General features: G+C 60.0%; 17 protein-coding genes and 1 pseudogene. 12 read left to right on the top strand and 6 right to left on the bottom strand.

The features are described from left to right. Nucleotides 1-5: 5 nt before the first annotated feature. The 7 genes from JQF37_RS18550 (at nt 6) to JQF37_RS18520 (ending at nt 6838) form a co-directional block, all read left to right on the top strand. Entirely contained in the window at nt 6-362 is a 357-nt protein-coding gene (locus tag JQF37_RS18550; RefSeq protein WP_047527033.1) for a DUF4398 domain-containing protein, read from the top strand. Further along, a complete protein-coding gene (locus tag JQF37_RS18545) occupies nt 359-1171 on the top strand; it encodes an OmpA family protein (protein WP_130206823.1) in 813 nt (270 codons plus the stop codon). Before JQF37_RS18550 ends, JQF37_RS18545 begins: the two co-directional genes overlap by 4 nt. Before the next feature lie 200 nt (nt 1172-1371). Then, nucleotides 1372-2811 (top strand): PLP-dependent aminotransferase family protein, encoded by a 1440-nt coding sequence (locus JQF37_RS18540; protein ID WP_047527036.1) that lies wholly within the window; start codon nt 1372-1374, stop codon nt 2809-2811. A gap of 99 nt (nt 2812-2910) precedes the next feature. Then, a complete protein-coding gene (locus tag JQF37_RS18535; RefSeq protein WP_130206825.1) occupies nt 2911-3378 on the top strand; it encodes a translation initiation factor 2 in 468 nt (155 codons plus the stop codon). Between the two features lie 165 nt (nt 3379-3543). Continuing rightward, nucleotides 3544-3798, top strand: a complete 255-nt coding sequence (locus JQF37_RS18530) for a YkgJ family cysteine cluster protein (protein ID WP_130206827.1) — start codon at nt 3544-3546, stop codon at nt 3796-3798. Between the two features lie 41 nt (nt 3799-3839). Further along, the gene (locus JQF37_RS18525; RefSeq protein WP_130206829.1) at nt 3840-4445 is read left to right on the top strand and encodes an START domain-containing protein; all 606 of its coding nucleotides are present in this window, start codon (nt 3840-3842) and stop codon (nt 4443-4445) included. A 293-nt stretch (nt 4446-4738) separates the two neighbouring features. Next, complete coding sequence (locus tag JQF37_RS18520) at nt 4739-6838, top strand: LTA synthase family protein (RefSeq protein WP_130206831.1); 2100 nt, start codon at nt 4739-4741, stop codon at nt 6836-6838. A gap of 149 nt (nt 6839-6987) precedes the next feature. Here the strand turns inward: JQF37_RS18520 and JQF37_RS18515 are convergent, their stop codons facing one another. After that, nucleotides 6988-7140, bottom strand: a complete 153-nt coding sequence (locus JQF37_RS18515) for a DUF3309 family protein (protein ID WP_032833547.1) — start codon at nt 7138-7140, stop codon at nt 6988-6990. Nucleotides 7141-7426: 286 nt separating this feature from the next. Between JQF37_RS18515 and JQF37_RS18510 the strand changes: the two genes are divergently transcribed. The 3 genes from JQF37_RS18510 to csrA all read left to right on the top strand — a co-directional run bounded on the left by JQF37_RS18510 (nt 7427) and on the right by csrA (nt 8977). Beyond that, on the top strand, nt 7427-8242 hold the full coding sequence (locus tag JQF37_RS18510; RefSeq protein WP_047527046.1) for an SDR family oxidoreductase: 816 nt from the start codon (nt 7427-7429) through the stop codon (nt 8240-8242). A gap of 64 nt (nt 8243-8306) precedes the next feature. Beyond that, on the top strand, nt 8307-8639 hold the full coding sequence (locus JQF37_RS18505) for a YnfA family protein (protein ID WP_130206833.1): 333 nt from the start codon (nt 8307-8309) through the stop codon (nt 8637-8639). Nucleotides 8640-8785: 146 nt separating this feature from the next. Beyond that, entirely contained in the window at nt 8786-8977 is a 192-nt protein-coding gene (gene csrA / locus JQF37_RS18500; protein ID WP_130206835.1) for a carbon storage regulator CsrA, read from the top strand. Here the strand turns inward: csrA and JQF37_RS18495 are convergent. From JQF37_RS18495 to mnmC, 5 genes and pseudogenes are all read right to left on the bottom strand, one after another. Then, on the bottom strand, nt 8966-9193 hold the full coding sequence (locus JQF37_RS18495) for a YheU family protein (RefSeq protein ID WP_003199186.1): 228 nt from the start codon (nt 9191-9193) through the stop codon (nt 8966-8968). The genes csrA and JQF37_RS18495 overlap by 12 nt on opposite strands. Before the next feature lie 181 nt (nt 9194-9374). After that, nucleotides 9375-10565, bottom strand: coding sequence for an osmoprotectant NAGGN system M42 family peptidase (locus JQF37_RS18490; protein ID WP_130206837.1), 1191 nt, complete (start codon nt 10563-10565; stop codon nt 9375-9377). A gap of 89 nt (nt 10566-10654) precedes the next feature. After that, nucleotides 10655-12402: pseudogene (gene ngg, locus JQF37_RS18485) on the bottom strand (N-acetylglutaminylglutamine synthetase). A gap of 3 nt (nt 12403-12405) precedes the next feature. Continuing rightward, on the bottom strand, nt 12406-14178 hold the full coding sequence (locus JQF37_RS18480; protein ID WP_130206876.1) for an N-acetylglutaminylglutamine amidotransferase: 1773 nt from the start codon (nt 14176-14178) through the stop codon (nt 12406-12408). Nucleotides 14179-14346: 168 nt separating this feature from the next. After that, nucleotides 14347-16332: a bifunctional tRNA (5-methylaminomethyl-2-thiouridine)(34)-methyltransferase MnmD/FAD-dependent 5-carboxymethylaminomethyl-2-thiouridine(34) oxidoreductase MnmC gene (mnmC, locus tag JQF37_RS18475; RefSeq protein WP_130206839.1), complete on the bottom strand. Its 1986-nt coding sequence runs from the start codon at nt 16330-16332 to the stop codon at nt 14347-14349. Nucleotides 16333-16562: 230 nt separating this feature from the next. Here mnmC and pap point away from each other — a divergent pair, with 230 nt between their 5' ends. After that, complete coding sequence (gene pap / locus JQF37_RS18470; protein ID WP_130206841.1) at nt 16563-18086, top strand: polyphosphate:AMP phosphotransferase; 1524 nt, start codon at nt 16563-16565, stop codon at nt 18084-18086. 102 nt (nt 18087-18188) lie between these two features. Beyond that, nucleotides 18189-19373, top strand: coding sequence for a thiolase family protein (locus JQF37_RS18465; protein ID WP_130206843.1), 1185 nt, complete (start codon nt 18189-18191; stop codon nt 19371-19373). The last annotated feature ends 105 nt before the right edge of the window (nt 19374-19478 follow it).

Genomic DNA, 19478 nt, shown 5'->3' with positions numbered 1-19478 from the left:
TTTTAGTGAGTATTCGACCTCTTTTCGCTGCCCTGGCCGTTCTGGCTCTGGCGGGTTGTGCAGCCGATCCTGCGCCGAATGAACAAATGCGCCTGACTGCACAGGCACTCGAACAAGCCAAGGCTGTTGGCGCCACTGCCGACGAAGTGCCTGAAATGAAATTGGCCGAAGACAAGTTCAACCGGGCCAAGGGCAACATGGCCGACCAATCCTTCAGAAACGCACGCATGCGGGCCGAACAGGCCGAGCTGGACGCGCGTCTGGCTGAGGCCCGGGTCCTGACCCTCAAGAGCGAGGAGCAGTTGAGCGTGCTCAATACCCGCATCGCCCGTCTGCGCAAGCAAGTGGGGGACTCCCAATGAGCCTCAAGACCAAGGCCCTCGGTGGTCTGATCCTGGCGGGTTGCGCGAGCCTTTATGGCTGCGCCGGCCAGCACAGCGAAACGGCATTGCAGGAGGCGGGCGCCGACTTCCAGAAGGTCAAGGAAGATTCGAATGTGCTGCGTATCGCACCCAAGGACGTGATCCGCGCCGGTGAGTCCCTGGCGCGCGCCGATCGCTTGTCCAGCTACTGGGGCAGCGGGTCGGACGTGGTGCATTACGCTTATCTGAGTCAGCGTTACAGCGAGATCGCTCGGGAACACACCAATCAGGTGCTTAACGAAGAGCGCGCGGCAAAGCTCGAACTGGAGCGGCAGCGCCTGCAACTGGCCTTGCGGGAATCCAAACTGCTCAGCGTGCAGCAGCAGGGCAAATGGATCGAAGAGCAGATCGTTGCGACGGCCACCACCCAGACCGACCGTGGTTTGGTCATGACCCTGGGCGACGTGCTGTTCGACACCGGCGAAGCAGAATTGAAAAACTCGGCGAACCGCGTCGTGCTGAAAGTCGTCCAGTTCCTGCAGCTCAACCCCAAGCGCGTGGTGCGGATCGAAGGCTATACCGACAGTACCGGCGGCAAACAGGAAAACCTCAAGCTGTCGCGCGACCGTGCGCAATCGGTGGCGGACGTTTTGACGGATCTTGGGATCGACGACAAACGTATTCAGGTTGAAGGCTACGGCGATGAATACCCTGTGGACGTCAACGCTTCCGAGCGTGGTCGTGCCCAGAACCGTCGGGTGGAAATTGTGTTCTCCGACGAAAAAGGCCAGCTGGGCGCCGCCCGCTAAGGGTTGCGTCACTGGAGACCCGGCCTGCCAGTCAGCGCCGGGTTTTTTTTCGCCTGCCAAATAGTGCTCAAAACAGTACAGTTCTTGCTGACACTGCACTGTACTGTCGACTATTGTGGCAACTGTCCCAGTACACTTCTAAACTGTTCCGGTATTGTTTCACACAAGAATAAAATGCCCGTGAAATCGAGTGCTGCGTCATGACCAATCTCCTGCTCTACCAACGTATTGCTCAGCAACTGGCCGAAGATATCCGTCGTGGTGTCTATCAACCCGGCGAGCGTGTGCCTTCGGTGCGCAAGATGAGCTCGCAGCTCAATGTCAGCCACGCGACAGTGCTGCAGGCCTATGCCAACCTCGAGGATCAGGGGCTGATCCGTGCCCGGCCGCAATCGGGCTACTACGTGCACCAGACCCCGGCCCTGACTGCACCGACACCGGATATCGCCAGGGTTGAGCGTCCCGGGCTGGTCACTCGCAGCAGCATCATCCAGCAGGTGTTGGTCGAATCCCGCCGCGAGGGCGTCTTTCCGTTGGGCGCCGCAGTACCGAGCGTCGATTATTTGCCGGTGCGGGCACTGCATCAGCAACTGGCCAAAGTCACCCGTTTTCACAGTCCGCGTGCGTTCAGCTACATGTTCAGCCCGGGTTTTGAACCGTTGCGCCGACAAGTGGCGATTCGCATGCGTGATGCAGGCGTGGTGGTCGATCCGTCGGAAGTGGTGATCACCCACGGCTGTGTCGATGCCTTGCAAATGTCCCTGCGGGTGCTGACCCGGCCGGGTGACCTGATCGCAGCCGAGTCGCCGACCTACTATGGGTTGCTGCAATTGGCTGATCTGCTGGGCCTCAAGGTCATCGAAATTCCCAGCGATCCATCCACCGGCATGAGCCTCGAAGCCTTGCAACTGGCGGCCAACCAGTGGTCGATCAAGGCCTTGGTGCTGACCACTCGTCTAAGCAACCCGCTGGGGGGCACCATGCCCGAGGAGCGGCAGAAACAACTGCTGCGCCTGGCATCCGACTTCGATATCCAGATTGTCGAGGACGATATTTACGGCGAGTTGATGTTCGAGCAGGGGCGCACCAAAGCGCTCAAGGCCTATGACCGCCTGGACCGGGTGATCTATTGCTCGAGTTTCTCCAAGACCCTGTCGCCGGGTGTACGGATCGGCTGGATGATTGCCGGCAAGTACCAGCAGGAAATCCAGCGTTTGCAGACGTTCAGCACCCATTCCGCCTGCAGCGTCACGCAAATGGGCATTGCGGCCTACTTGGAAAACGGTGGATACGACCGCCATTTGCGTTACATCCGTCAGGAATACCGCAAGAACCTCAGCGCCTTCCAGCTGGCCGTGCAGCAGTATTTCCCCGAAGGCACCCAGATGACGCGGCCAACCGGCGGGTTCATTTTGTGGGTAAGCCTGCCGGGTCGGGTCAATACCCAGGAATTGCATGTACGGGCGCTGCAGCAGGGCATCAGCATCGCGCCGGGGCTGATTTTCAGTAACACCGAGCAATTCAATCATTGCATTCGCCTGAACTGCGGCATCCCCTGGAATCGTGAAGCCGAGCGTGCCTTGATGACCCTTGGCATGCTCGCCACCCAGCTCTGCCAGGAAATGGCCGGCGGTCTTTGACGGAGGCGGGCAGGTAATGCCTGTCCGCGCTTGTCATGTTGATTGCAACAAGCGAGCATATGGCCCCTCTGTCGTTAGCGCCGTTGCGCCGTTGGGTCCATGAAACCGATTTTTCCCGCCACCTGGCTGATGATTTGCCTGTTATTGAGCGCTCAGCCGCTATCCGTGATGGCCGCTTCTGTTCAGGAAAAACCGGCAGCAAGCACTACCTCGAAAAAAACCGCTCCAGCCACGAAAACCGCCCCGGTCAAAAAGAAAGCCGCGCCGGTCAAGAAGCGTCCTCCGATTGCGGCCAAGTCGAAACCGGCCAGCGAGGTGGCGAAAACCCCGCTGCCTTCAGCTGACCTGGATTTGAGTTTGCCCAAGGGCATGGTCGAGGAGCTGAAGCCGGTGGGCACCGTGCCATTACCGAGGCGAGATCCGGTACTGCCGCAAATGTTCGGTGACAAAAGCAGCCAGTTCCAGCTCAACGGAAGGTTGATCAGTAACGAAATGCAATTGCAGCTGCGCAACGAAGAACGTCATGAAGTCGAAGGCGCGGCGCTGGAATTCGAGTTCAAGCATTAATTCTTCCTTGCTGATGACCCGCCAACCAGACGCTTTGTCGGAGACTGCCCGGTCACGCCTGGTTGCAGGCAAAAACCCGTGGTTCGCCAATTTAAAACAACTGTTTTAGCGGTTACTCTGTGCAACGTCCTTTAACACATTGCCCGTCGCGAGGAGCTCGTCGTCATGAAATGCCGTGAAGGCTGTGGCGCCTGTTGCATTGCCCCATCCATCAGCTCGCCCATCCCCGGCATGCCCAACGGCAAAGCCGCGGGGGAACGATGCCTGCAATTGTCTGCCGAAAACCTGTGCACTATTTTCGGCCAGCCAGAGCGCCCGGCAGTCTGTTCGGCGTTCGAGGCTGATATCGAGGTGTGCGGCAATAGCCGTGAAGAAGCGATCAGGCTGATCGGCTGGTGGGAGCAAATGACGGCTGCGTGATGTGTACAACGAACGGAACTTCAACAATAAGGAATAAGACTATGGGTTCGCTGCATCGTATTGCTCTGCTGTGCGGTTTGACGGCTGTATTGGCCACCTCGGTCGCTCAGGCCGAAGACTGGAAGGTTGCCAAGAACGAAGACGGCATCAAGATATCCCTGAGTGAAGTACCAGGTTCCGACTACAAGGCCTATCAGGGCGTCACCCTGATGAAGACCACCATGGCCAAACTGCGCGCACTACAGGACGACGTCCCCGGCGCCTGCGCCTGGATTCACGAATGCAAGACCCAGAAGTTGCTCAAGCAGGAAGGCAATCAGCTCTGGACCTACACCCAGTTCAATACCCCTTGGCCAGTCACCCCGCGTGATTCGGTGATGCACGTCACCATTACCGAAGGTGCCGATGGCAGCATGACCCGCAAGCTCGAAGGCGTGCCTAAATACCTGCCTGATGAAAAAGGTCTGGTCCGGGTCGCCAAGGTCGATGGTTTCTGGAAGTTTGTTCCCAAGGGCGACCAGGTTGAAGTGACCTATCAGGTTCACACCGAGCCGGGCGGTAGTGTTCCGTCGATGGTGGCCAACAAGTTTGTGGTCGATGCGCCGTTCAATACCTTGAAAAACCTCAAGGCACGCGCCGAGAAGTAATCGCATTGCGCTGTTGAGCAAGGCCTGCGCAACGCCCCGACCGGTTCGGGGCGTTGCCGTATTTGCAGGGCAGGGCTTTATTTTGTTTCCAGATATGCGTTGCACGAAATTTTCACAACGCCTCCAAGACAATTCGCACGCGTCTGCATCGACGAACACTTATCAATGGCAATGATGCGGTTGATCGTGCAACATTTGCGCATCGCGCAAACCCCGGGCCAGGATTTGGCCAGCAGAGGGCAGGGCGCAGCTGTATTTTTGAAACTTCAACTTCCAATGGGTCCTAATACGACATGGCAATCCCGGACGCCCTGAATCAGCAGCGAGCTTCAAGTCGCCTGCTGCAACCGACCGTCAAATCGCATCTGGCTTATACACTGCTGTGTGCTTTGGTCATGATGGTGATGTTTTCCGCGCTGCGCGTCGCGCTGCTGGTCTACAACCGCGAGATGATCCTCTCTACACCAGCCTCGACATTTCTCGAAGCATTCGCCAACGGCCTGCGTTTCGATTTGCGCCTGGTGGTTTACCTCAGCGTTCCGTTGCTGCTCGCGTTGTTTAGCGTCCGTAGCATGGCGGCGCGCGGGCTGTTCCGCTTCTGGTTGACGGTTGCTTCGAGCATCGCGCTGTTCCTGGGCCTCATGGAGATGGATTTCTACCGTGAGTTCCACCAGCGCCTCAACGGCCTGGTTTTCCAGTATGTAAAAGAAGATCCGAAAACCGTGATGAGCATGCTCTGGTACGGTTTTCCGGTCGTTCGCTACCTGCTGGCCTGGGCCGTAGGCACCTGGATCCTCAGCCTGGCATTCAAGGGCGCTGATCGTGCGACCCGTCCTCGTGGCCCCTTCAGCGGCGGCAGCATTGGTACGCGTCAGGTTGCCCCGTGGTACACGCGCTTCGCCGTGTTCGTGGTCTGCCTGCTGATCTGCGTGGTCGCCGCCCGTGGCACCTTGCGTCAAGGCCCACCCATGCGTTGGGGTGACGTCTACACCACCGAATCGAACTTCGCCAACCAGTTGGGCCTTAACGGTACCCTGCAACTGATTGCCGCCGCCAAGAGCCGGATGTCCGAAGATCGCGACAACATCTGGAAAGCGACATTGCCACAACCCATGGCGCAGCAGACTGTGCGTGACATGCTGGTGATGAAGGACGAAAAACTGGTGGATGGCGATACCGCTGCCGTACGTCGCGTTTATACGCCTCCGGCAGACAAGACCCTGCCGATCAAGAACGTCGTCGTGATCCTGATGGAAAGCATGGCCGGCCACTCGGTGGGGGCATTGGGTGCACCGGGCAACATCACGCCATACCTCGACAAACTGTCGAAGGAGGGCCTGTTGTTCGACCGCTTCTTCTCCAACGGCACCCACACTCACCAGGGGATGTTCGCCACCATGGCCTGCTTCCCGAACCTGCCGGGTTTCGAATACCTGATGCAGACCCCGGAAGGCAGTCACAAACTGTCTGGCCTGCCGCAATTGCTCAGTGCCCGTCAGTACGATGACGTGTATGTCTACAACGGTGACTTCGCCTGGGATAACCAGTCGGGTTTCTTCAGCAACCAGGGCATGACCAACTTCATCGGGCGTAACGACTTCGTTAACCCGGTGTTCTCCGACCCGACCTGGGGTGTTTCCGACCAGGACATGTTCACCCGTGGCCTGGAAGAGCTGAAGGCTCGTGATGGCAAGGACAAAAAACCGTTCTATGCCTTGCTGCAAACGCTGTCCAACCACACACCTTATGCCTTGCCGTCGCCATTGCCTGTTGAGCCAGTGACTGATCGCGGTAGCCTCAACGAGCACTTGACCGCGATGCGTTACTCCGACTGGGCGCTGGGTCAGTTCTTCGAGAAGGCACGCAAGGAGCCGTACTTCAAGGAAACCCTGTTTGTGATCGTCGGTGACCACGGTTTTGGCAACGAGCAGCAGATCACCGAAATGGATCTGGGGCGTTTCAACGTTCCGATGCTGATGATCGCACCGGGCATTCAGGAAAAATTCGGCCAGCGTGACCACACCGTCGGGACTCAGATTGACATTGTGCCGACCATCATGGGTCGACTGGGGGGCGAAGTGCGCCATCAGTGCTGGGGACGCGACCTGCTCAACCTGCCAGAAGGTGATCCTGGTTTTGGCGTGATCAAACCATCGGGCAGTGAGCAGACCACGGCGATCATTACGGCGGACCAGATATTGGTTTTACCGAAGGACAAGGACATGGCCCCGAAGATGTATCAATACGAGTTGGGTGCCAATCCACACGCTGAGGTCATTCCAAACGCCCCGCGTACTGCCGAGTTGAAAACCAAGCTTGAATCGTTCCTGCAAACGGCCACCAAGAGCCTGCTCGACAACACCGCAGGTGTGGTTGACGGCAAGCCGGACTAAGTAAAGCGGCAATATAGAAACAAGCACTTGTAGGAGCGAGCTTGCTCGCGATGGACGTTAACGATGACGCGTATTTTCTGGATAAGCGCATCGTCATCAAGTCCATTGCGAGCAAGCAAGCTCCTACATTTTTTTTGCCGGTCAGATCTTCATATTCTGCCGAGCAAGAGCAGGATCAGCAGCACGACCAACACGACGCCGATGATGCCCGATGGGCCATAACCCCAGCTTCTGGAGTGCGGGAAGACCGGCAAGCCACCGATCAGTAACAAGATCAGAATTACGATAAGAATTGTGCCCATGACTGTTTCCTTGTTGGATGTATTCAGGAATGACCTGATCGTTAACGGTCAGCGGGAATGCAATTAATTCGAGCTGCTTAAAAAATCCGACTGCCGCGCACGCTATAAAATTCCAAGTTTTTTCGATGTTTTTCGAGCAATGCGCTGTTTCGGGGTTAATTGTGTTAGTTGGGTCGGACGCGCCTGCGGTTTGCTCGGGGCATTCAGCAATCTGATGGAGCGTGGGTCGGGCAATATCCTTCGCTACACTCGCTGCATCTTCCCCCGGACAACAAGGCTGTTTGCTATGCAAAATCGCATGATGATCACTGGTGCGGGCTCTGGCCTGGGTCGCGAAATCGCACTGCGCTGGGCGCGCGAAGGCTGGCAGCTGGCCTTGTCGGATGTCAGCGAACCGGGCCTGCAGGAAACCCTGAAATTGGTTCGCGAAGCCGGCGGCGACGGTTTCATCCAGCGCTGCGATGTGCGCGATTACAGCCAGTTGACCGCCTTCGCCCAGGCCTGCGAAGTGAAACTGGGTGGTATCGATGTCATCGTCAACAACGCCGGCGTGGCATCCGGTGGGTTCTTCAGTGAACTGTCCCTGGAAGACTGGGACTGGCAAATCGCAATCAACCTGATGGGCGTCGTCAAGGGGTGCAAGGCCTTCCTGCCGCTGCTGGAGCAAAGCAAGGGCAAGATCATCAACATCGCGTCGATGGCCGCCTTGATGCAAGGCCCGGCCATGAGCAACTACAACGTGGCCAAGGCTGGCGTGGTGGCGCTGTCCGAAAGTCTGCTGATTGAGTTGGCCCAGCAGGAAGTCGGCGTACACGTGGTTTGCCCATCGTTCTTCCAGACCAACCTGCTGGACTCGTTCCGTGGCCCGACCCCGGCGATGAAAGCCCAGGTCGGCAAATTGCTGGAAAGCTCGCCGATCAGCGCGGCAGACATCGCTGACTACATCTATCAGCAGGTCGCCGCCGGCGAGTTCATGATCCTGCCCCACGAGCAAGGGCGCATGGCCTGGGCGCTCAAGCAGAAAAACCCGCAACTGCTCTACAACGAAATGACCCTGATGGCCGACAAGATGCGCGCCAAGGCCAAACAAACCGCAGGTTGAACTTGCCCGCACGGAACAGCCTCGTTAGGGTGGCCGCCATCGGTCATCCTCGCGAGGCGTTCGCATGCTCAACTATCTGTGGTTTTTCCTCGCCGCGCTGTTTGAAATCGCCGGCTGTTTTGCCTTCTGGATGTGGTTGCGCCAGGGCAAAAGCGCCTGGTGGATCGCGCCGGCGCTGCTCAGCCTGACCTTGTTCGCGGTGTTGCTGACCCGTGTCGAAGCGGTCTACGCCGGTCGCGCCTATGCCGCCTACGGGGGCATTTACATCATTGCATCGATTGGCTGGCTGGCGGTGGTCGAGCGGATTCGTCCACTCGGTTCGGACTGGATCGGCGTGGCATTGTGTGTGATCGGGGCGAGCGTCATCCTGTTTGGCCCGCGCTTTACTGCGTCGTGAAGGAAGTGCCTGATCGATTTGTCAGACGTTTCTGTCAGCGCTGTGGGTCTGTGCTTGTAGGTTCGGTCTGGATTGCCGCTGTTGCCTTGAAGCGCTGCGGTACGCCGGGCATCTTCAAGGTCCGGTAACCTTGAAGGACGAAGGCCATGCTTGTACTCAGCCGTGTTGTGGGCGAGTTGATTTCCATCGGTGACAGCATTTCGATACGCGTCGTTGGCATCAACGGCAATGATGTGCGATTCGGCATCGAGGCTCCGCGCCACGTCAATGTGCACCGAAACGAAATCTACGAGCGCATCCAGCGCAAACTGGCCCGAGCGAAAAAATCAGTCGAATAGGTGCTTGGGTACGTCGTGCTTGAGCATCAACTGGCATTGCTCGCTTTCCGGGTCGAAGACAATCAATGCCTGCCCCTTGGTCAACGCCTGACGTACCCGTAGTACACGGGTCTCCAGCGGGGTGTCATCACCATTGTCAGTACCGTCACGGGTCACGAAATCTTCGATCAGGCGGGTCAGGGTGTCGACTTCAAGTTGGTCGTGGGGGATCAGCATAGGCACCTCGGTTAAATCAATGGCGCGATGCTACGGCGAATGGCGGGTTGCTGCCAGCCCGGGCTTGAGTGTTGTCTGATCCGGCGTCTTCGCGGGCAAGCCACAAAAAGGTAAGCAACTCAGAACCTGTGGGAGCGTGGCTTGCCCGCGATGGCGTCGGCCCAGTCGATGAAGTCCAGGATCATCTATCGTTGCGCTGCCCCACCAGACTGTCCACCGACGGCACCCGGGTATCGCTTTCCATCTGGGTGTCGTGTTCGATCTGGTGACTGAAGCGGTCCAGCGAACCCTTGGCCGGTTGTGCATCGCTGGCGAACACCGGCGGGCTGAGGATATAGGCGCCGAGCAGGCGACTGAGGGCCGCGAGGCTGTCGATGTGGGTGCGTTCGTAGCCGTGGGTGGCATCGCAGCCGAAAGCGAGCAGGGCGGTGCGGATGTCATGGCCGGCGGTCACGGCCGAGTGAGCATCGCTGAAGTAGTAACGGAACAGATCGCGGCGTACCGGCAACTCGTTGTCACTGGCCAGGCGCAGCAGGTGCCGTGACAAGTGATAGTCATACGGCCCACCGGAATCCTGCATCGCCACGCTCACCGCATGTTCGCTGGAGTGCTGGCCGGGGGCGACCGGCGCGATGTCGATGCCGACGAATTCGCTGACGTCCCAAGGCAGTGCCGCCGCCGCGCCGCTGCCGGTTTCCTCGGTGATGGTGAACAGTGGATGACAGTCGATCAGCAATTCCTCACCGCTGTCGACGATCGCTTTCAACGCCGCCAGCAGCGCCGCCACACCGGCCTTGTCGTCGAGGTGGCGAGCGCTGATGTGGCCGCTTTCGGTGAACTCCGGCAGCGGGTCGAAGGCGACGAAATCGCCGACACTGATGCCCAGCGAATCGCAATCGGCGCGGGTGGCGCAGTAGGCATCCAGGCGCAATTCGATGTGATCCCAGCTGATTGGCATTTCATCGACTGCCGTGTTGAACGCATGTCCCGACGCCATTAATGGCAATACGCTGCCACGGATTACTCCGTTGTCGGTAAACAGGCTGACGCGACTGCCTTCGGCGAAACGGCTCGACCAGCATCCCACTGGAGCCAGGGTCAGGCGGCCGTTGTCCTTGACGGCGCGCACGGCCGCGCCAATGGTGTCCAGGTGCGCGGAAACGGCGCGATCCGGGCTGTTCTTCTTGCCCTTGAGCGTGGCGCGAATGGTGCCGCGACGGGTCATTTCGAAGGGAATGCCCAGCTCTTCAAGGCGTTCGGCCACATAGCGCACGATGGTGTCGGTGAACCCGGTGGGGCTGGGAATGGCGAGCATTTCCAGCAGGACTTTTTGCAGGTAGGTCAGATCGGGTTCCGGGTATTTGAGGGTCATGGAAACTCCAGATGGGGTTGAGCACATCGATGGTTTCGATGAGGAGGAATTTTGTTTCCAGCAAAGGCGGTCGCCCAGGCACTACGTGACTAGGAAACGATCGGCTGACTATGGGGAAACAACAGATCCACAAAGCGTTCAGCCGTCGGCTGTGGCTCATGGTTGGCCAGTCCGGCCCGCTCGTTGGCTTCGATGAACACATACGCCGGTTGATCGGCGGCGCTCACCATCAGGTCGAGGCCGACCACGGGAATATCCAGCGCCCGCGCGGCTCGCACGGCGGCATCCGCCAGTGTCGGGTGCAGGATCGCGGTGACGTCTTCGAGAATCCCGCCGGTGTGAAGATTCGCCGTACGCCGTACGAACAAGTGCTCGCCCGCCGGCAGAATGCTGCTGTAGTCGTAGCCGGCGGTATGCAAGGTGCGTTGGGTTTCCGCATCCAGCGGGATTTTGCTTTCACCGTCCGTGGCGGCCTGTCGGCGTCGGCTCTGGGCTTCGATCAACGCGCCGATGGAATGCTGGCCATCGCGACCACTTCGGCCGGTCGACGAATTGCGGCGGCGACCACTTCAAAGCCGATCACCAGAATCCTTAGATCAAGGCCTTCGTGGAAGCTTTCCAGCAGCACGCGACTGTCGAAGCGACGAGCGGCTTCGATGGCGTGCTGGACGTCTTCGATGGTCTGCAAATCCACCGCCACACCTTGCCCCTGTTCGCCATCCTGCGGCTTGACCACCACCCTGTGGTGCTCGTCGAGAAACGCCAGGTTATCATCAGCATTGCCGGCCAGTTGCTGCGATGGCAGGTTCAGGCCCGCGTTCTTGAGCACGTTGTGGGTCAGGCTTTTGTCCTGGCACAGGCTCATGCTGATGGCGCTGGTCAGATCGCTGAGGGACTCGCGACAGCGCACCCGGCGCCCGCCGTGGCTGAGGGTGAACATCCCGGCATCGGCGTCATCGACCTGCACATCAATGCCGCGTCGATGGGCTTCTTCGACGATGATCCGCGCATAGGGATTGAACGGCGCCTCGGGGCCCGGGCCGAGGAACAACGGCTGGTTGATTCCGTTCTTGCGCTTGATGGCGAACGTCGAGAGGTTGCGAAAACCGAGCTTGGCGTAGAGGTTCTTCGCCTGGCGATTGTCGTGGAGCACCGACAGGTCGAGGTAACTCAGGCCGCGACTCATGAAGTGTTCGATCAGATGGCGCACCAGCACTTCACCGACCCCCGGTCGCGAGCAATGCGGGTCGACCGCCAGGCACCAGAGGCTGCTGCCGTTTTCCGGATCATTGAAGGCCTTGTGATGATTCAGCCCCATGACGCTGCCAATCACCGCGCCGCTGTCCTCGTCTTCGGCCAGCCAGTACACCGGCCCGCCCGAGCCCCGTGGCGTCAGTAACGTGGCATCGATCGGCAGCATGCCCCGCGCCTGGTACAGCTGATTGATCGCGCTCCAGTCCGCTGCACTCTGGGCACGGCGGATGCGAAAGCCGCGAAACACCCGGGTGGCCTGACGGTAATCGCTGAACCACAGGCGCAAGGTGTCGGAGGGGTCGAGGAACAACTGGGTCGGCTCCAGTCCCAGCACTTGTTGCGGCGCGGCGACATACAGGGCGATGTCGCGCTCACCGGGCTGTTCGTTGAGTAACTCCTGAGCGAGGCTGGCCGCATCGGCAAAGGTGTGGCCGATCAGCAACCGGCCCCAGCCGCAATGCACGGCGATTGGCGCGCCCCCCAACTCGCTGCCATCTTCGGCCAGGCGCGCCTGCAAGCGTTCGTAGGAGGGTGTCTGGCCGCGCAACAAGCGTTGGTTGATGGCCGTGGCGTGAGGTTTCATCGATCAGATTCCTTGTTCGCTGAGCCACAGGTTCAGGGCTGCCAGTTGCCACAGTTTGGAACCGCGCAGCGGGGTCAACTGCCCCTGCGGATTGGTCAGCAGGCGGTCGAGCATGGCGGGCTTGAACAGACCGCGATCCTGGCTCGGATCGAGCAACAGTTCGCGGACCCAGTTCAGGGTCTCGCCTTGCAAATGCTTGAGGCCCGGTACCGGGAAGTAACCTTTCTTGCGGTCGATCACCTCGCTCGGAATCACCTGGCGCGCGGCTTCCTTCAACACCTGCTTGCCGCCATCCGGCAATTTGTATTGACCCGGCACCCGGGCCGACAACTCCACCAGGCGATAGTCGAGAAACGGTGTGCGCGCTTCCAGGCCCCAGGCCATGGTCATGTTGTCGACGCGTTTGACCGGGTCGTCCACCAGCATCACCGTGCTGTCTAGGCGCAGGGCTTTGTCCACCGCTGCGTCCGCACCGGGCTGTGCGAAATGTTTCTTCACGAAGTCGCCGGCAGCGTCGTTGGCCGTCAGCCATTTGGGCTGAACGGTGGCGGCGTATTCGTCGTAGCTGCGGTCGAAAAACGCCTCGCGATAGGCGGCATACGGGTCGCTCGCGCCGTCCACCTGCGGGTACCAGTGATAGCCGGCGAACAGTTCGTCGGCGCCCTGGCCGCTTTGCACCACTTTGCAGTGCTTGGCCACTTCCCGTGACAGCAGATAGAAGGCGATGCAGTCATGACTGACCATGGGTTCGCTCATGGCGCGGAACGCGGCGGGCAACTGCTCGATGATTTCTTTTTCGTCGATACGCAGTTGATGGTGGCGAGTGCCGTAGTGTTTGGCGATCAGGTCCGAATACTGGAACTCGTCGCCACGCTCACCGCCGGCGTCCTGGAAACCGATGGAGAACGTCGACAGGTTTTCCACGCCGACTTCACGCAACAGACCGACCAGCATGCTCGAATCGACACCGCCGGACAGCAACACGCCAACGTCGACCGCCGCACGCTGACGGATCGCCACGGCGTCACGCGTGCTGTCGAGCACCCGGTCGCGCCAGTCTTCGAGCGTCAGATTCATCTCATCGGCGTGTGGGCCGTAGGGCAGGGTCCACCAGGTTTTCTGCTCGGTGCTGCCATTGGCCTCGATACGCATCCAGGTGGCCGGCGGCAGTTTTTCGATGCCCGCCAGCAAGGTACGCGGGGCCGGCACCACGGCGTGGAAGTTCAGATAGTGATTGAGCGCGACCGGATCGAGGATCGGGTTGATGTCGCCGCCCTTGAGCAACGCCGGCAGGGACGAGGCAAAACGCAGGCGCTGGCCGGTGCGCGACAGGTACAGCGGTTTCACCCCGAGCCGGTCACGGGCGATGAACAGGCGTCGGCTGTCGCGCTCCCAAATGGCGAAGGCAAACATGCCGTTGAGTTTGGGCAGCAGCGCCTCGCCCCAGGCGTGAAAGCCCTTGAGCAGCACTTCGGTGTCGCCACCGGAATAGAAGGCGTAGCCGAGGCTTTCCAGTTCGATGCGCAGTTCGGGGAAGTTGTAGATTGCGCCGTTGAAGGCCAGGGACAAGCCCAATTGGTGGTCGATCATCGGCTGCGCCGAACCGTTCGACAGGTCCATGATTTTCAGGCGGCGATGGCCCAGGGCTATTGGCCCTTGACTGTGAAAACCCCAGGCGTCGGGGCCGCGAGGCGCCAGGTGATGGGTGATTCGTTCAACCGCTGCGAGGTCTGCAGGTTGATTGTCAAAACGTAACTCGCCAGCTAATCCGCACATAAATTCCTTACCGGTTTTTCCGTTGGGGAGGGTCATTCGATTACCGCGCCAAAACGGCGGGTACTCAAAAACTGACCCGGCTGAATCCCCGGAGTTTTAGACCGATAAGTTATAAGGGCCGGATGGGCCGCCGTTTGGCTGAACGTCATCCGACCGCAAGGGGCTGCGTCAGGCGTTGGTTCGGCGAATCAGGCGCCGCAAGGCAAACCGGTTGGGATGGCAGGCTTCAGCCACGCTTCTGGGCAGTGGCAGGGGTTCGTCATCCAGCCAGGCCGCCAGCAGTTCCCCGGAAAGCGGTGCGGTGATCAAGCCGCGCGAGCCGTGGCCGCTGTTGATGTACAAACCATCCAGCCACGGGCATTCGACGTCCGGCACCTGTCGGGCGTCCTTGCTCAGCGCGGCATAGGCCTGGGCAAATGCCTGGCTGTCGGCCAAGGGGCCGACGATCGGCAGATAGTCGGGGCTGGTGCAGCGAAAGGCGGCGCGACCCTGGAGGCTTTCGGGGTCAAGCTCATTGGCCTGCAGGCGCGTGACCAGGTCATGGGAAATTTCTTCGAGCATCGCCAGGTTGCCCAAGTGTTCGGTGGTGGTCGGCGTCAGGTCGTCACTCTTGAAATCGAAACTGGCGCCCAGGGTATGTTCGCCCAGACGCGCCGGGGCGACGTAGCCTTCGGCGCAGACCACCGTGTTCAGCGGCTGGCTCTGCGGGGTTTGCGGCAGGCGAGTGATTTGTCCGCGAATGCGCTTGAGCGGCAGTCCGGCGGTTTCCGGGAAGCGCTGGATCTCGGCAGCGCCGGCCAGCACCACCACCGGTGCACAGGCAAGCAACTGCTCGCCGTTCCAGGCCTGCCACTCGCCATCGACCCTGCGCAATTCCAGGGCATCGTGATGCGCGAGCAATTGAATCTGCGGATGCGCCATCTGCCATTGGCACAGCGCCGGCGGATGGACCCAGCCACCTTCCGGGTAGTACAGGCCGCCCTGCGCCAGGCCGACACCGGCCAGCGCTTGCGCCTGGGGCTGATCCAGCAGGTGCAGCAGGTCCGCGGGAAAGGCCTCGGCCAGTTGCAACTGACGTTCGGCTTCCTTGGCATTGAACGCCAGTTGCAACACGCCGCAATCGTCCCAGTCGGTGCTTCTCTGCAAGTGTTCGAGCTGGCGCCGGGTGTAGCCGAAACCACTGACGATCATTTGCGACAGCGTCGTGCCATGGGCCGATAACTTGAGGTAAAGCACGCCTTGCGGGTTGCCCGAAGCCTCCTGTGCGACATCCTTGTGTCGCTCCAGCACGCTCACCTGCCAGCCCCGTGCAGCGAGACTGGCGGCACTGGCGCAACCGGCGAGCCCGGCACCGATCACCAAGGCGCGGCGTTCACCGGTCAGCGCGGCAGGTCGGGCAAACCAGGGCTTGTCCGGCGCCGGAGCGGCAACTTCCTGGGGCCAGCCAAGGAACTCGCCGCGCAGGATTTCCCACTTGTGGCCGATGCCGGGTGTGCGTTTCATTTTGAAGCCGGCGGCATTGAGCAGGCGGCGGACCCAACCGGTGCTGGTGAAGGTGCTGATGGTCGAGCCGGGGGCGGCCAGGCGTGCCAGTTCGGCGAACAGTTCAGCGGTCCACATGTCGGGGTTTTTCGCCGGAGCAAAGCCGTCGAGAAACCAGGCGTCGATCCGGGCGTCCAGTTGCGGCAACTGCTCCAGTGCGTCGCCGATCAGCAGTGTCAGGGTCACCCGGCCATTGGCCAGTGTCAGGCGCTGGAACCCTTGATGGATCGCCACGTATTGCCCCAGCAATTGATCGGCAAGGGGTTTGAGCTCTGGCCACAGTGCCAGGGCCCGTTGCAGATCGGCCGGGCTCAAGGGGTATTTTTCGACGCTGACAAAATGCAATCGGGCATCAGTTGCCGCGTGTTGCTCGAACACCTGCCAGGCACATAAAAAATTCAGCCCGGTGCCGAAACCGGTCTCGCCAATCACCAGTCGACCGCCCTGGGGCAACGCGGCAAAGCGTTCCGCCAGGCGGTTCTGCTCGAGGAACACATAGCGGGTTTCGTCCAGCCCCGACTTGTCGGAGAAATACACATCGTCGAACACTCGCGAATACGGGCGACCTTGGTCGTCCCAGTCGAGTTGGGCGTGGGGCATTACAGGTTTCATGGCAGGCTCGGCAACGGCAAGGCGGCCATTCTAGCCGATCGCCATGATGAGAAGACTTGCCCTTGCAGGAGCGAGCCTGCTCGCGATGAATTCAAGAGCACCGCGGTTATTCAGACAAACCGCTTTATCGTTGACGTACATCGCGAGCTGGCTCGCTCCCCCAAGGAATTTTCTGCGACCAAAAGCAGCCCGATCCGCTAGTCTTGCTCACATCTGGAAGGGAGCCATTCATGTTCGAATCTGCTGAAATCGATCACGTGATCGACAAAGAAACCTATGACACCGAAGTACCGGCCCTGCGTGAAGCCTTGCTCGAAGCGCAATTCGAGTTGCAGCAGCAAAAGCGTTTTCCGGTGATCATTTTAATCAACGGTATTGAAGGCGCCGGCAAGGGCGAGACGGTCAAATTACTCAACGAATGGATGGACCCGCGCCTGATCGAGGTTCGCACCTTCGATCAGCAAACCGACGAGGAACTGGCGCGACCACCGGCCTGGCGCTACTGGCGGATGCTCCCGGCCAAGGGGCGCATGGGTGTCTTCTTTGGCAACTGGTACAGCCAGATGTTGCAGGGGCGGGTGCATGGCGTCTTCAAGAACGCTCGACTGGACCAGGGCATCAATGGCGCCGAGCGCCTGGAAAAGATGCTGTGCGATGAAGGCGCCTTGATCTTCAAGTTCTGGTTTCACCTCTCCAAGAAGCAAATGAAGGACCGCCTCAAGGCCTTGGCCGATGACCCGCTGCACAGCTGGCGCATCAGCCCGCTGGACTGGCAGCAATCGCAAACCTACGACAAGTTTGTGAAGTACGGCGAACGCATTCTGCGTCGCACCAGCCGTGACTACGCGCCATGGCATGTGATCGCCGGGATGGATCCGCGCTATCGCAGCCTGGCGGTGGGCAGGATTTTGCTCGAAGGCCTGCAAAGCGCCCTGAACCGGCCGACGATCCACCCCGTCAAAGTCAGTGCCGCGCCATTGCCCGTCAGCGTCGATCAGGTGAACTTGCTCGATAGCCTTGACCTGACGTTGCACCTGGACAAAGAGGATTATGAAGAGCAACTGATCACCGAGCAGGCTCGGTTTTCCGGGTTGATGCGTGACAAGCGAATGCGGCGCCATGCACTGGTGGCGGTGTTCGAAGGCAATGACGCGGCGGGCAAGGGCGGGGCGATCCGCCGGGTTGCCGCGGCGCTCGATCCGCGCCAGTACGACATCGTGCCAATTGCCGCGCCGACCGAAGAGGAGAGGGCGCAGCCGTATCTCTGGCGTTTCTGGCGGCATCTTCCGGCCCGGGGAAAGTTCACCGTGTTCGACCGCTCCTGGTATGGCCGGGTGCTGGTGGAGCGCATCGAAGGCCTCTGCAGCCCGGCCGACTGGTTGCGCGCCTACGGTGAAATCAACGATTTCGAAGAGCAGATCGCCGATGCCGGCGTGATCGTGGTCAAGTTCTGGCTGGCCATCGACAAGCAGACGCAACTGGAGCGGTTCCAGGAGCGCGAAGATATTCCCTTCAAGCGCTTCAAGATCACCGAGGATGACTGGCGCAATCGCGATAAATGGGATGACTACCGCGGCGCCGTCGGCGACATGGTCGACCGCACCAGTACCGAGATTTCGCCCTGGACCCTGGTGGAAGCCAATGACAAGCGCTGGGCGCGGGTGAAGGTCTTGCGCACCATCAACCTGGCACTGGAGCAAGCCTTCGAAAAGTCCGACAGACATGAACGCGAGGCACAGAAAGGCAAGAAATAAACCGATGGTTGCGCATACGCGAGGTGAATGATTGTCGCGGCCGGTAATTGAGTGAGCTTATGCTCGGCTCACTCTCAACCGACAACAACAATGAGGTATGCCATGCGTGAAGTGGTGATCGTCGACAGCGTGCGGACTGGCCTGGCCAAATCCTTTCGCGGCAAATTCAACATGACCCGTCCCGACGACATGGCGGCTCACTGTGTCAACGCCTTGTTGAAACGCACCGGTATCGACCCGGCCAGCGTCGAGGACTGCATCGTCGGTGCCGGTTCCAACGAAGGTGCGCAGGGCTACAACATCGGTCGCAACGTCGCCGTGCTGTCGCAACTGGGTATCGGCACCGCCGGCATGACCCTCAACCGCTTCTGTTCGTCGGGCTTGCAGGCGATCGCCATCGCGGCCAACCAGATCGCTTCCGGCTGCAGCGACATCATCGTGGCCGGTGGCGTCGAGTCGATCAGCCTGACCATGAAAAGCGTCAACACCGACAACCTGATCAACCCGCTGCTCAAGGAGCAGGTGCCGGGTATCTATTTCCCGATGGGCCAGACTGCGGAAATCGTCGCTCGCCGTTACAACGTCAGCCGCGAAGAGCAGGACCTGTATGCCCTGCAAAGCCAGCAACGTACGGCTCAGGCCCAGGCCGCCGGGCTGTTCGACGATGAAATCGCGCCGATGGCAGTGAAATACCGCGTTGAAGACAAGGCCACCGGCCAGGTGCAGATCGTTGAGGGGGTGGTGGATCGCGATGACTGCAACCGCCCCGACACCTCGCTGCAAAGTCTGGCGGGTCTGAACCCGGTGTTTGCCGAGGACGGCTCGGTGACGGCCGGCAACTCTTCGCAGTTGTCAGACGGAGCGTCCATGACCCTGGTAATGAGCCTGGAAAAAGCCCTTGAACTGGGACTCAAGCCGAAAGCGTTCTTCCGGGGTTTTGCCGTGGCCGGATGCGCGCCGGATGAAATGGGCATTGGCCCGGTGTTTTCGGTGCCCAAGCTGCTCAAGGCCAAAGGTTTGCGGATCGCCGACATCGACCTGTGGGAACTCAATGAAGCGTTCGCCTCGCAGTGCCTGTACGCGCGTAATCGCCTGGAAATCGATAACGACAAATACAACGTCAATGGCGGCTCGATTTCCATCGGCCATCCCTTCGGCATGACCGGATCGCGTCAGGTGGGTCACCTCGTTCGCGAGTTGCAGCGACGTAACCTGCGTTACGGCATCGTCACCATGTGCGTGGGCGGCGGGATGGGGGCTACCGGGTTGTTCGAGGCCGTGCGATAAACAGCTTGGGCTGGCCGTCAAATCCATGATGCGACCTGCACAGTTTCATTAGCGGCCAGACGCAAACTGTCCCTGTGTGCCACATGAGGGTGCGCCTAGAATGAG

This window comes from Pseudomonas sp. MIL9 (assembly GCF_016887925.1).
Classification (GTDB): domain Bacteria; phylum Pseudomonadota; class Gammaproteobacteria; order Pseudomonadales; family Pseudomonadaceae; genus Aquipseudomonas; species Aquipseudomonas mohnii.
The sequence above is the reverse complement of the archived record's forward strand: the minus strand, read 5'-3'. Positions and strand labels throughout refer to the sequence as shown.